This is a genomic window from Mesorhizobium sp. ESP6-5 (genome assembly GCF_020164695.1).
GTDB classification, from domain to species: domain Bacteria; phylum Pseudomonadota; class Alphaproteobacteria; order Rhizobiales; family Rhizobiaceae; genus Mesorhizobium; species Mesorhizobium australicum.
The window spans coordinates 209,601-223,396 of record NZ_JAIUGR010000003.1; the positions used below are offsets into that span (position 1 = coordinate 209,601).

The window sequence follows — 13,796 nt, forward strand, 5'->3', positions numbered from 1 at the left end:
CCGCCGGACCGGTCGACAGCCCGGCGCTGCGCTGCTAGAAGCCCGGCCTGTCACACGGAAATCCCAAGAGAATGCCCGAAACTATCCCAGAGGAAGTGGCGCGCCGCCGCACTTTCGCGATCATCGCCCACCCCGACGCCGGCAAGACGACGCTGACCGAAAAGCTGCTTTTGTTCGGCGGCGCCATCCAGCTTGCCGGCGAGGTGAAGGCCAAGAAGGACCGTATCCAGACCCGGTCCGACTGGATGAAGATCGAGCGCGAGCGCGGCATTTCGGTCGTCACCTCGGTGATGACCTTCGAATATGAGGACAACGTCTTCAACCTGCTCGACACGCCGGGCCACGAGGATTTCGCCGACGATACCTATCGCACGCTGTCGGCGGTCGACTCGGCCGTCATGGTCATCGACGCCGCCAAGGGCATCGAGCCGCGCACGCTGAAATTGTTCGAGGTCTGCCGGCTGCGCGACATCCCCATCATCACCTTCGTCAACAAGATGGACCGTGAAAGTCGCGATCCGTTCGAGATTTTGGACGAAATCGAGCAGAAGCTGGCGCTGGACACCGCGCCCATCACCTGGCCGATCGGCCGTGGCAAGACCTTCTCCGGTACCTATCACCTGGCGCTGAACGCCGTGCGCAAGGGCGATGACGAGAAGGAACGCACCCCCGTCAACGGTCCCGATTCCAACCGCGTTGCCGGCCTTCTGCCGGAAAACGAGCGCGAGGCCTTCATCGAGGAACTCGAGCTCGCGCGAGAAGCCTGCCGTCCGCTCGACATCGAGGCCTTTCGCGAGGGCCATCTGACGCCGGTCTATTTCGGCTCGGCGCTGCGCAATTATGGCGTGCGCGATCTGATCGAGGCGCTTGGCGCCTTTGGCCCGCCGCCCCGCGCGCAGGAGGCCGATACCCGCACTATCGAGGCGACGGAGGAGAAAATGACTTCCTTCGTCTTCAAGATCCAGGCCAACATGGATCCCAATCACCGCGACCGCATCGCCTTCGTGCGCGTCTGCTCGGGCAAGCTCGAGCGCGGCATGAAGGCCAAGCTGGTGCGCACCGGCAAGCCGATGTCACTCTCGGCGCCGCAATTCTTCTTTGCCCGCACCCGCGTCACCGCCGACGAGGCGTTTGCCGGCGATGTCGTCGGCATTCCGAACCACGGCACGCTGCGCATCGGCGACACGTTGACCGAAGGCGAGGAAATCCTGTTTCGCGGCGTGCCCAACTTCGCCCCGGAAATCCTGCGTCGCGTCCGTCTCGGCGACGCGATGAAGGCGAAAAAGCTCAAGGAAGCGCTGCACCAGATGGCAGAGGAGGGCGTCGTCCAGCTGTTCTCGCCGGAAGACGGCTCGCCGGCCATCGTCGGTGTCGTCGGCGCCCTCCAGCTCGATGTGCTCAAAGAGCGGCTGAACTTCGAATATACGCTGCCGGTCGAATTCGAGATGTCGCGCTTTTCCATCTGCCGCTGGATATCGGCCGACGACAAGGGCGAGGTGCTTCGCTTCATCGAGGCGCATCGCGGCGACATCGCCCGCGACCTCGACAACGACCCGGTCTTCCTCGCCCAGCATGCCTTCTCGCTGAACTACGAAGCCGAACGCTGGAAGGCGATCCGCTTCGCCACGATCAAGGATTATCAGGTGCGAGACAAGGCGGCGTGATTCTAGTGAGTAGTGAGTAGTGAGTAGGTGCGCCTCGTTCTCCCATCGCACTACTCACTAGCAACTACTCACTACTCTACTCTTATGATCACCCCTTGGCCGCCGCTTCGATCTCAGCGATATCGATCTTGCTCATCTGCATCATTGCCGACATCACCCGGCCGGCCTTGGCCCTGTCCGGATCCAGAAGCAGGCGCGGCAGCTGCTCCGGCACGACCTGCCAAGACACACCGAATTTGTCCTTCAGCCAGCTGCATTGCGAAGGTTCGCCGCCACCTTCGATAAGCTTCTCCCAGAAGTAATCGACCTCTTCCTGCGTCTTGCAGTCGATCGACTGTGACATCGCCTCGTTAAACTTGAATTGCGGTCCGCCATTGAGCGCCTGGAACGGCACGCCGTCGAGCTCGAACGTGGTCATCAGCACTTTGCCCGCATCGGCGTGACCCTCGGGCCAACGCAGAACGCTCGTAACCTTCGAATTCTTGAAGATGGAGACGTAGAAATTCATCGCCTCTTCTGCCCGGCCGTCGAACCACAGGCAGGTGGTGATCTTTTGCATGTCGTGCTCCTAGGTTGCTTCCTGCTGTTACAATGAAACGGCTGACTCCGAGAATGGTGCCATTTCTTGCCGTCTGCCCAAGGACGGCCCTAATACGCCCGACCCGACATAGACATCGAATTTTTCTGAGACGCTCGTTTTTTCAGGAGAACCTGGCGCATTGCAAAAATGTGGCCAGACCATACTTGGCGGTCTATAAACCCTGCGATCAAATTCAGCGCCGCCACGCTCCGCATCGAGCGCAGCCAGACAGCCAAGGAAAATTCATGCCCGCCTATCGCTCCCGCACCACCACCCATGGCCGCAACATGGCCGGCGCCCGCGGCCTGTGGCGCGCCACTGGCATGAAGGACAGCGATTTCGGCAAGCCGATCATTGCGGTGGTCAACTCCTTCACCCAGTTTGTGCCGGGCCATGTCCATCTGAAGGACCTAGGCCAGCTCGTCGCGCGCGAGATCGAGAAGGCCGGCGGTGTCGCCAAGGAATTCAACACCATCGCCGTCGACGACGGCATCGCCATGGGCCATGACGGCATGCTCTATTCGCTGCCGTCGCGCGAGCTGATCGCCGATTCCGTCGAATACATGGTCAATGCGCACTGTGCCGACGCCATGGTCTGCATTTCCAATTGCGACAAGATCACGCCCGGCATGCTGATGGCCTCATTGCGCCTCAACATCCCGACCGTCTTCGTCTCCGGCGGCCCGATGGAAGCCGGCAAGGTTGTGCTGGCCGGCAAGACGCAGGCGCTCGACCTCGTCGATGCCATGGTTGCGGCCGCCGACGACAAGATCTCCGACGAGGACGTCAAGGTCATCGAGCGCTCGGCCTGCCCGACCTGCGGTTCCTGTTCGGGCATGTTCACCGCCAATTCCATGAACTGCCTGACCGAGGCGCTGGGCCTGTCGCTGCCCGGCAACGGCTCGACGCTGGCTACGCATGCAGACCGCAAGCGCCTGTTCGTCGAGGCCGGCCATCTCATCGTCGATCTCGCCCAGCGCTACTACGAGCAGGATGACGAGAGTGCATTGCCGCGCAGCATTGCCTCGAAGGGCGCCTTCGAGAATGCCATGACGCTCGATATCGCCATGGGCGGCTCCACCAACACCGTGCTGCACATTCTGGCCGCCGCGCATGAGGGCGATGTCGATTTCACCATGGAAGACATCGACCGGCTGTCACGGCGGGTGCCGGTCCTGTGCAAGGTGGCGCCGGCCAAGTCCGACGTCCACATGGAAGACGTCCACCGCGCCGGCGGCATCATGGCCATCCTTGGCCAGCTCGACAATGCCGGGTTGCTCAACCGCGACCTGCCGACCGTGCATACGGCGAGTCTCGGCGAAGCGCTCGACCATTGGGATATTTCGCGCACCTCGAGCCAGAATGTGCGCGACTTCTTCCTCGCCGCGCCCGGCGGCGTGCCGACGCAGGTCGCCTTCAGCCAGGACCGCCGCTGGGACGAGCTCGACACGAACCGTGAGACGGGCGTTATCCGCTCGGCCGAGACGCCATTCTCGAAAGACGGCGGGCTTGCCGTCCTGAAAGGCAATCTGGCGCTCGATGGCTGTATCGTGAAGACAGCCGGCGTCGACGAGTCGATCCTGAAATTCACCGGACCGGCTCGCGTCTTCGAAAGCCAGGACGCTTCGGTCAAGGCGATCCTTGCCAATGAGATCAAGGCTGGTGACGTCGTCGTCATCCGCTATGAGGGTCCGCGCGGCGGCCCCGGGATGCAGGAGATGCTCTATCCCACCAGTTATCTGAAGTCGAAAGGCCTCGGCAAGGCCTGCGCGCTGGTCACCGACGGGCGCTTCTCCGGCGGCACCTCGGGCCTGTCCATCGGCCATGCTTCGCCGGAAGCGGCGGAAGGCGGGCTGATCGGACTGGTGCAGGAGGGCGATACGATCGAGATCGATATCCCGAACCGCACCATTCGCCTTGCCGTCGATGACGCGGAACTCGATGCGCGCCGGGCGGCGATGGAGGCCAGGGGCGCGGACGCCTGGAAGCCGCGGGAAAAGCGCAAGCGCAAGGTGACGACGGCGCTGCGCGCCTACGCCGCCTTCGCCACCAGCGCCGACAAGGGGGCGGTGAGGCACGTGCCGGAGTAAAGTTCGAATCTCGTCAGGCAGGCGCTGCGGCACAAACTCCGCAGGACTACCTGTCCTCGACTTGCGCCGCTCCACATTAAGGCATCAGCTGATATTCATACAGCTTCTGGTAAAGCCCGCCTTGCCCGAGCAGCATCTTGTGCGGCCCGCTTTCCACCACCTTGCCGGCCTCCAGCACCACGATCGTGTCGGCCTGGTGCACGGTCGAGAGGCGGTGTGCGATGACGATTGTGGTGCGCCCTTCCGTCAGCTGTTGCAGCGCGTCGCGGAACAGCGCTTCCGACTCGGCGTCGAGCGCACTGGTTGCCTCGTCCAGCAGCAGGATTTCGGCATTGCGCAGCATGGCGCGCGCGATCGAGATGCGCTGGCGCTGGCCGCCCGACAAGAGGCCGCCATTCTCACCGACATCCGTCTCGTAGCCTTTCGCCTGCGCGACGATGAAGTCATGCGCGTTGGCGGCCCTGGCCGCGGCGATCACCTCGTCGTCGGTCGCATCCTCGCGCCCAAGCCGGATGTTGTGCATGATCGTGCCGGCAAACAGGAACGTATCCTGGCTGACATAGGCGATCTTTTCCCTGAGCGAGGCGAGCGTGGCATGGGAAATATCCTGGCCGTCAAGCAGCACCCTGCCGCTCTTCGGGTCATACATGCGCATGATGAGGTTCAGGATCGTCGACTTGCCGCCGCCGGAGGGGCCGACCAGCGCCGTCATCTTGCCGGGCGCCAGGGTCAGGTCGAACCGGTCCAGCACCGGCGGACCATTCTGGTAGGCGAAGCTGACGGCATCGAACCGGATCTCGCCCGGTCCGGCCCGAAGCGGCTTCGCATCCGGCTTCTCGGCTAATGTCAGCGGCTGGTCGGCGAGCTCGAACATCATGCGCACGCCGACAATGCCGCTTTCCAGCGATATGCGCACCCGCGCGAGGCGCTTTGCCGGCTCATAGGCAAGCAGCAGCGCGGCGATGAAGGCCATGATGTTGCCAGGCATCTGGCCGCCCTGCAGGACCAGCAAGCCGCTGACCATGACCGCGCCGGCGATCGCCAGGCCGGCCAGCGTTTCCATCACCGGATTGGTCACCGCTTCCAGCGCGGCGATGTTGTTGGCCCGATCCTCGACGTCCGCCACCGCCCTGTACATGCGTTTGCGCATCAGGCCTTCGAGGTTGAAGGATTTGACCACGCGCACGCCGATCGCGGTTTCCTGCATCACCTGCACGATCTGGCCGACCGACCGGAACTCCATGGCGGCGAACTTGCGCACGCGCTTCAGGATGCGGTTGACGCCATAGATGGCCAACGGACCGACGACGAAGCAGATCAGCGACAGCGCCGGCTGCTGCCAGACCATGACCCCAATCAGGGCAGCCAGCGTCACCAGATCGCGCACGTAGGAAGTGACGATGAGGTCGAGCACGTTGCGCGCCGCCTGGGCATTGTTGGTCATGCGGGTGATCAGGTCGGACGACGAGGTCGAATGGTAGAATTCGATGCCTTGCGCCAGGATGCGGTCATAGATCTTGCGCTGCCGTTCGGCGATGATGGCGTTGCCGACGCGGCTCATGAAGTAGGCCTGGACGAAATTGGCGATGCCCTTGACGATGAAGATCCCGGCGACCGCCACGGCGATCATATTGACGCGGTCGACCCGTTTATCGATGACGAATTCATTGGTGATTTCACGCAGGATCCAGGCACTGGCGGCCGTCATGCCGGCCACCACGAGCATCGACAGGATGGCGGCGGCGTAGCCGGCCCTGTGTTGCCGGAACGATTCCCGGAGCAGCCTTGCGACGAGGCGCTGGTTCTCCGTCGAGCGGAAGAAGCGAAACAACGGCTGATCCTTGATGCCGGGATGACGAAGGCGGCTTATAGAGGGAGATGCCGCCGGAGGGAACCTTTCGCCGCCATGGAAAGAAACCGCTGCGGCGGGGTGTCTTTTGAGACACGATGCGGCAGTGATTCTTCAAGCAGGATGATGACAGATGGATTTCGATCTTATTGTGCGCGGCGGCACGCTTCCGGATGGCGGCATCGCCGACATCGGCATCAGCGGCGAGACGATCGCCGCGATCGAGCCGAAGCTCGACGGTTCCGCGCGGACCGAGGTCGACGCCCATGGCAATCTGGTGTCACCGCCCTTCGTCGATCCGCATTTCCACATGGACGCGACGCTCTCCTACGGCCTTCCGCGCATCAACGCGTCGGGCACGCTGCTCGAAGGCATAGCGCTATGGGGCGAACTGAAGCCGCTCCTGACGCACGAGGCCGTGCGTGACCGGGCGCTCGCCTATTGCGACTGGGCGGTGTCGATGGGGCTGCTCGCCATCCGCACCCATGTCGACGTCTGCGACGACCGGCTGCTGGCCGTCGAGGCGCTGCTGGAGGTCAAGAAAATCGTCGCCCCCTATATCGATCTGCAATTGGTTGCCTTCCCTCAGGACGGCTTCTATCGCTCGCCGACCGCGCGAAAAAACACCATTCGCGCGCTGGACATTGGCGTCGACATCGTCGGCGGCATTCCGCATTTCGAGCGCACCATGGCCGACGGCACACGCTCGGTTACCGAACTGTGCGAGATCGCGGCAAAACGCGGGCTCATGGTCGACCTGCATTGCGACGAGACCGACGACCCGCTGTCGCGCCACATCGAACAGCTCGCCTATGAAGCGCAGCGCCTCGGCCTGCAGGGCAGGGTGGCCGGTTCGCACCTCACCTCGATGCATTCGATGGACAATTACTACGTCTCGAAGCTTCTGCCGCTGATCGCCGAAGCCGGCGTTTCCGCGATCCCCAATCCGCTGATCAACATCATGCTGCAGGGCCGCCACGACACATTCCCGAAGCGGCGTGGCATGACGCGGGTCAAGGAGATGCTGGCGCTGGGCATCCGTGTCGGCTGGGGTCAGGATTGCGTGCTCGATCCCTGGTATTCGCTGGGCACCGCCGACATGCTCGACGTCGCCTTCATGGGCCTGCATGTCGCCCAGATGTCGAGCCCCGCCGAAATGGCGCGCTGCTTCGATATGGTCACCAACGTCAATGCCGCGATCATGGGCCTCGACCATCTCGGCCTCGGCGTCGGCAAGCGCGCCAGCCTGGTGATCCTCGATGCCGGCAATCCGATCGAGGCTCTGCGCCTGCGCGCCGAGCGCATCTGCGTCATTGCCAGGGGCAAGGTGGTGGCGGAGCGGACGAGGCAGGATACCAGGCTTTCGATCTCCGGCAGGCCGTCGCAGGTGAACCGCAGACATATATCCACCTAGATACAGCCGATTCCCGACGCTGGTCTTACCTATTTCCCGATTTCTCCTCGTCAAAGCCGGCGCTTCCGTCTACGACGCGGCTCGGGCGAGGGAGGAATCGGGGCAGGCATGACGCAACCCGTGGCGCGGAATTCCACGATCAAGAATGTCCTCCTGGCCGGCATCCTGCTGATGCTGGCCGGCGACTTCCTGTTTGCGCTCAATGATGCGATGGGCAAGTGGCTGGTCGCCAGTTTCTCCGTCGGCCAGGTGGTGCTCATCCGCTCGATCGGCGCTTTCTTCGTGCTGGGTCCGATGATCGCCAACCAGGGCGCCGGCAGACTGTTCCAGCTGGAGCGGCCAGGGTTGCAGATCCTGCGCGTGGTGGCGACGACACTGGACACCGCCTTGTTCTACGCCGCCGTCGTCTACCTGCCGCTTGCCGATGTGATGAGCTTCTACATGGCCGGGCCGATCTATGTGGCGGCGCTGTCACATTTCCTGCTTGGCGAAAAGGTCGGCTGGCGCCGCTGGGTGGCGATCCTGCTCGGCTTCTGCGGTGTGGTCATCATGCTGAAACCGTCCTCTGCCGCGTTTTCGCTGTCATCGAGTTTCGCACTTGTCGGCAGCCTTGCCTTCGCCTTCGCCATCATCCTCAACCGACGCCTGCGCGGCACCAGCGACACCAATCTGGTGACATGGCAGACGATCGGCACGCTGGCGGTTGGCGGCGCCCTCACCATCGGGGCCTGGAAGACGCCGTCTGCGCTTGATTTCGGCGCCATGCTGCTGCTCGGCATCGTTTCCTGCGGGGCGCATCTGATGATCACCAGGGCGCTGAAACTGGCGCCGGCCTCGACGCTGGCGCCGCTGCACTACACGCTGCTCTTGTGGGCGGTGGTGTTCGGGCTGGTGTTCTTCGGCGACGTTCCCGGTCCGCGCATCCTGATCGGCTCGAGCATCATCGTCGTGGCCGGCATGTTCATCTTCCACCGCCAGAAGGTGGTAGACACCACGGTGCCGCCGGAGAACGTGCCGAAAGGCGTGAACTAAGGCTGGATTTCTGGTGCCTAGCCCTTGCGTACCGCCGCCAGGTGCCGCGAAAACTCCTCTGTCTCCATCAGCGCCTTGCAGCGGGCGAAGCGGCCGTCGGCATAGGCGCGGAAATCGTCGACGGGATTTTCGTTGGCAAGCTGGATCAGCCCCCACAGCGTCCAGAGCAGATCGCACATCGCCTTGTAGATGACGATGCGGCCGCGCTCCGCCGGCCTCGCCTCGCCGCCGAAATAGGCGCGCATCAGCTCCTCGTCCTGGGCGGCGTCGAACTTGCCTTCCACGCTGAGGTCGCCGAGGTCCCAGAGCGGGTCGTTCATCCCCGAATATTCCCAGTCGACGATCCACATCCGCTCGCCCGTATCGAGGAAGTTCTCGCACAGCGGATCGCAATGGCAGGCGACGAGGGGCAAGGGGCGGACGGCCAAGGCCGAACGTACGCTCTCGGCCTCGCGCACCACGTCATGATAGCCGGCGGGCAGGGCGACATCCCTGGTCGACAGCACCTTGAGATAGTCGTCGATCATCGAAAACAGTTCGAAGCGGAAGGGGAACACCGCGCCGGACGCGTGCAGCTTGCGGAAGGCCTCTGCCGCTCGGGCCGGGCTGCCCTGCCGCTCCTTGAACTTCTCCGGCGACATCGTCTCCGCACCGGCAATGTAGCGCGTCACCATGAGGCCGCCGGCAGCATCGGTATGCAGCACTTCGGGGCTGACCCCCGCGATTGCCGCCTCACGCGCGGCAATCGCCTCGTTGGCGCGGTTGATGTATTCCTCGGTGCCTTTGCCTGGAATACGCAGGCAGTAATCGCCGGCCTTGAAGACGAGGTTGGTCAAGCCGCCGAGCCGTTCCAGCGGCCCAGTATAGCCGGCCAGTACCGGAATGACGGCAAGTTTTGCCCGCGCCTCGTCTGTCCCCATGCCTGCGTCCCCACGCGTTATTTCTCGGCTGCACGGTTCCACAATTTTCGCCGTTTGGCTATCATCGCGGCGAGACGAGGGATGGTGGACAGTGGCGGACAGCAAACATCAAGGCGCGCTCGGCGAGGTCTACGCGGCCAAGCGCCCGGAAGAGGTGGCCGCACTGTACGACCGCTGGTCGCAAACCTACGACGCCGACATGTCGGCAGCCGGCTACCGCCACCCGACCATCTGCCTTGCTTTGCTCGCCCGCCATCTGCCGCGCGGGTCAGCCCCGCTGCTCGACGCCGGGGCCGGTACCGGGCTGATCGGCGAGTGGCTTGATATTGCCGGCTATCCCCAGGTCGAGGCGCTGGATATCTCGCAAGGCATGCTGGATCAGGCCGCGCGCAAGGGCGTCTATTCGGCGCTGCATTGCCTGGCGCTCGGCGGCGCCTTGCCATTTGCCGACAGCACCTATGCCGGCATCATCTCGGCCGGCGTCTTTACCTCCGGCCATGTCGGCGCCGAGGGACTGGACGAACTGATCCGCATCTGCCGGCCGGGTGGGGTGATCGTGCTGACGATCAAGAACACGTTGTGGGATCACGGTTTTGCCGCGCGCATCGCCGAACTTGAGGCACAAGGCCTGGTCACGCGGGTCGAGGAAACACGACCATATGTCTCAATGCCAGGCGAGGCCGATACCGTCCCCAGCCGTGGCCTCGCCTTGCGCGTGAGTTAAGCCTTCACGCGCTCCATTGCCGGGTCGTATAGCGGCTCAAGATGGATTTGAGCCGGCGTCCGCTCCATCGCCACCACAAGTTCATAGCTGCCCGAGGCGAGAAAATCATCGCTTGCTCCGTCAGCGTTGCGCACATAACCGTAGCCGATGTTCTTTTCCACCGTGTAGCCATAGCCGCCGCTGGTGAGATAGCCGACCGGCTGGCTATCGCGCAGGATGGTCTCGCGTCCGACGAGCACGATCTCCGGATCATCGACCGTGAAGCCGGCAAAGCGCTTCTTCAGCGAGGCGCCGCCAATCTTCTCGAGTGCGCGCCGTCCGACGAAGTCGGTGTTCTTGCGCAGCTTGACCGCCCAGCCCAGCCCGGCTTCCAGCGGTGTGTCGTTGGGCGTGATGTCTGAGCCCCAGGCGCGATAGCCCTTTTCCAGCCGCAGCGATTCCAGCGCGCGGTAGCCGACCGGCCGGATCTCGTGCTTCCCGCCGGCCGCCATCAGCGCGTCGAAGACTTCGCCGGTAGCGGCGATCGGCACATGCAGTTCCCAGCCCAGTTCGCCGACATAGGTGACGCGCAGCGCCCGGACTGTGTGACCGGCTATCGTGATCTCGCGCACATGGCCGAACGGGAAGCCGGCATTCGACACATCCGCATCGGTCACCGCTGAAAGCACGTCGCGGGCGCGCGGTCCCATGAGCGACAGCGTGCCGAAATCCTCAGTGACATCGGCGAGCTGGGCATCGAGGCCGTGGTCGGTATGGTCGCTGATCCACGAGGCATCATGGGTGCGGAAACCCGTGCCAGTGACGATGTAGAATTTTTCCTCGGCCAGCCGCGACACGGTTAGGTCGGCCTCGATGCCGCCGCGCGTGTTGAGGAGTTGCGTATAGGTCAGCCGGCCGGCCGGCTTGCCGACATCGTTGGCGCAGATCCAGTCCAGGGCCCTCGCCGCGTCGGGCCCGCTCAGCTCGTACTTGGCGAAGGACGACTGGTCGAAGATACCGACATGCTCGCGCACGTGCCGATGTTCGTCGCCGACGGCGGCGAACCAGTTTTGCCGGCCCATCGAATAGATGTCCTTCGGCTCGACGCCCTCCGGCGCGAACCAGTTCGGCCGTTCCCAGCCGAGCTTGGAGCCGAACACGGCGCGATGGTCTTTCAGTCTGTCGTAGAGCGGGGAGACGATGCGCGGCCGGCCGCTGGTGTATTCCTCATGCGGGAAGCCGATCGCGTAATGTTTGCCGTAGGCTTCCAGCGTACGTTCGCTCACCCATTGCCGGTCGCGGTGCAGGTTGGAAAAACGCCTGATGTCGACCACCCAAAGGTCGAGCGGCGCCTCGCCGTCGACCACCCATTGCGCCAGCACCCAGCCGGCCCCGCCGCCCGAGGCGATGCCGAAGGCGTTGAAGCCGGCGCCGACGAACATGTTGGCGCATTCGGGCGCCACACCGAGGATGAAATTGCCGTCCGGCGTGAAACTTTCCGATCCGTTGATCATCTGCTTGACACCGACGGTCTCCAGCACCGGCACCCGGGCGATCGCCTGCGCCATGTGCTGCTCGAAATGATCGTAGTCGTCGTCGAACAGCCGGAACTCCCAATCATTGGGCACGTCGCCCCCTGGAAGATTGGTCGTCCAGGCTTGCGGGTTCGGCTCATAGCCGCCCATCACCAGCCCGCCGACCTCCTCCTTGAAATAGGTTCGCCGATCGGGGTCGCGCAGCGTCGGCGCGTCGGTCGCCAGCCCCGCGATTTTCTCGGTGATGATATACTGGTGCTTGACCGGCTGCAGCGGCACGTTGATGCCGGCTATCGAGCCGACCTGCCGCGCCCATTGCCCGGCGCAGTTCACCACCTTGTCGCAAGCGATGTCGCCTTGATTGGTCTTCACCACCGTGATGCGGTCGCCCTTCATCTCGAAACCCGTGACGCGCACGTCCTCGTAGAGATTGGCGCCGTGCATGCGCGCGCCCTTGGCCAGCGACTGCGTGATGTCGGAAGGGCTCGCCTGGCCGTCGGTCGGCAGCCAGGAGGCGCCGACGAGATCGCCGGTCTCCATCAAGGGCCACATCGCCTTGACCTCCGCCGGAGACAGCAGCTGCATGTCCATGCCGAAGCTTTTCGCCGTGGTCGCCAGCCGTTTGTATTCGGTCCAGCGGTCGGCATTGGTGGCGAGCCTGAGGCACCCCGTCATCTTCCAGCCGGTGGCAAGACCGGTTTCGGCTTCCAGCCCCTTGTAGAGGTCGACCGAGTATTTCAGTACTCGCGTGATCGAGGCCGACGAGCGCAATTGGCCGACCAGGCCGGCTGCATGCCAGGTCGAGCCCGAGGTCAGCTTGCCCTGTTCGAGCAGCACCACGTCGGCCTTGTGGTCACGCGCCAGATGATAGGCCGTCGAACAGCCGATGATGCCGCCGCCGATGACGACGATCTCGGCCTGGCTAGGCAAGGTCATGATTTCAGGATCCCGTATTTTATCCGGTAGTTTTCCAGCGCCGCGTCGAGCCGCGCCAGGTTTTCCTCGGTGTAGGCGACGTAATCGATCCCGGGGGCGTCGAGATAGAGCTCCGACACCATGCTCCACATCGCCTCGCGCAGCAGCGAGGCACATTGCATGGCGGCGTGCGAGCGGCGGATCGCCTCGTCCGGTTCCTTCATGAAATAGGCGGTCAGGAAGGCGAAGGATTCCTCGTCGCTCATGCCCGCGTTCGAGGCGACGCCGGCAAGGTCGAACATCGCCGTATTGAAGCCGGCATATTCGAAATCGATCAGCCAAAGCCTGCCGCCGTCGTCCAGAATGTTGGCCGGCAAAAGATCATTGTGGCCAAAGACGATCGGCAGCAATTTCTGGGCGCGCTCCAGTTCGTCGGCCAACGCCAGAAAGCGCGGCAGGTCACCGCGCTTGCGGCTGTTGCCCTCGTCGAGCGTGCGCGCATAGTCGCGGATGACGTGGAACACCCAGAACATGAAGCCGGCGCCGGAGATATGGTTGGGCATCTCGCGGTGAAAGCCGCGCATCAGCGTAGCGACGCGGCGGAGATTGGCGCGCACGTCCTCGGCCAGATAGGTTCTGGCGCCAAGAAACGCCGTCACCATGATCCCCGGTTCGGCGTAGCGGACCGCCGGTGCGAAGCCGGCCGCGTGAGCCGCCCGCGCGGTCATCACCTCGCGTTCGCGGAAGACGTGGTGAAACGGATAATCCTGGCCGAAACGCACCACATGTTTGCCGGCCGCATCGGTGACCACATAATTGGCGTTGCTTAGGCCGCCGGGCAGCGGCGCGATCTCGATGGCGCCCGTCCAGCACGGCAGGGCATGGATGCGGTCTTCGGCAATCACGGGTTCATCCCTGGTTCGCAGGCCTGGTTTGCTGGGCTTCGATATGGCGCCATGGGCGGCGCAACGACGGCGGGGTGAAACGCAAACAATCTCGTCGGTGCGGGATGCCAGGATCGGTATCCCGCACCGCACCGACGAGCCCCTTGGCCAGGTTTATGAGCCCGGCATCCGCCCCCGCGGATCTGAAAA

Annotated in this window: 10 protein-coding genes; 5 read left to right on the forward strand and 5 right to left on the reverse strand. The window is 63.7% G+C overall.

Features of this window, described 5'->3' with window-relative positions:
* The first annotated feature begins 71 nt into the window (after positions 1 to 71).
* A complete protein-coding gene (locus tag LB524_RS05655) occupies positions 72 to 1,664 on the forward strand; it encodes a peptide chain release factor 3 (protein ID WP_140614886.1) in 1,593 nt (530 codons plus the stop codon).
* Between the two features lie 88 nt (positions 1,665 to 1,752).
* Here the strand turns inward: LB524_RS05655 and LB524_RS05660 are convergent, their stop codons facing one another.
* Entirely contained in the window at positions 1,753 to 2,223 is a 471-nt protein-coding gene (locus LB524_RS05660) for a VOC family protein (protein WP_015314150.1), read from the reverse strand.
* Positions 2,224 to 2,489: 266 nt separating this feature from the next.
* Between LB524_RS05660 and ilvD the strand changes: the two genes are divergently transcribed.
* Positions 2,490 to 4,334, forward strand: coding sequence for a dihydroxy-acid dehydratase (gene ilvD, locus LB524_RS05665; RefSeq protein WP_224524309.1), 1,845 nt, complete (start codon positions 2,490 to 2,492; stop codon positions 4,332 to 4,334).
* 76 nt (positions 4,335 to 4,410) lie between these two features.
* On the opposite strand, the gene LB524_RS05670 is transcribed toward ilvD, so the two are convergent.
* Positions 4,411 to 6,165, reverse strand: a complete 1,755-nt coding sequence (locus tag LB524_RS05670; protein ID WP_140714208.1) for an ABC transporter ATP-binding protein — start codon at positions 6,163 to 6,165, stop codon at positions 4,411 to 4,413.
* Between the two features lie 151 nt (positions 6,166 to 6,316).
* On the opposite strand from LB524_RS05670, the gene LB524_RS05675 reads away from it, so the two are divergent.
* Together LB524_RS05675 and LB524_RS05680 are read left to right on the forward strand one after the other, a co-directional pair.
* Positions 6,317 to 7,597 carry an amidohydrolase family protein gene (locus tag LB524_RS05675; RefSeq protein ID WP_224524311.1) on the forward strand — a complete coding sequence of 427 codons (1,281 nt, stop codon included), beginning with the start codon at positions 6,317 to 6,319 and terminating at the stop codon, positions 7,595 to 7,597.
* Positions 7,598 to 7,705: 108 nt separating this feature from the next.
* Positions 7,706 to 8,629: a DMT family transporter gene (locus LB524_RS05680; protein ID WP_015314146.1), complete on the forward strand. Its 924-nt coding sequence runs from the start codon at positions 7,706 to 7,708 to the stop codon at positions 8,627 to 8,629.
* Positions 8,630 to 8,646: 17 nt separating this feature from the next.
* Here LB524_RS05680 and LB524_RS05685 read toward each other — a convergent pair whose 3' ends face one another.
* A complete protein-coding gene (locus LB524_RS05685) occupies positions 8,647 to 9,549 on the reverse strand; it encodes a phosphotransferase family protein (RefSeq protein WP_224524313.1) in 903 nt (300 codons plus the stop codon).
* Positions 9,550 to 9,640: 91 nt separating this feature from the next.
* Between LB524_RS05685 and LB524_RS05690 the strand changes: the two genes are divergently transcribed.
* The gene (locus LB524_RS05690) at positions 9,641 to 10,273 is read left to right on the forward strand and encodes a class I SAM-dependent DNA methyltransferase (protein WP_224524316.1); all 633 of its coding nucleotides are present in this window, start codon (positions 9,641 to 9,643) and stop codon (positions 10,271 to 10,273) included.
* Here LB524_RS05690 and LB524_RS05695 read toward each other — a convergent pair.
* Positions 10,270 to 12,723, reverse strand: a complete 2,454-nt coding sequence (locus LB524_RS05695; protein ID WP_224524318.1) for an FAD-dependent oxidoreductase — start codon at positions 12,721 to 12,723, stop codon at positions 10,270 to 10,272. The genes LB524_RS05690 and LB524_RS05695 overlap by 4 nt on opposite strands.
* Positions 12,720 to 13,607: a phosphotransferase family protein gene (locus LB524_RS05700; RefSeq protein ID WP_140614878.1), complete on the reverse strand. Its 888-nt coding sequence runs from the start codon at positions 13,605 to 13,607 to the stop codon at positions 12,720 to 12,722. Before LB524_RS05700 ends, LB524_RS05695 begins: the two co-directional genes overlap by 4 nt.
* Positions 13,608 to 13,796: the final 189 nt, after the last annotated feature.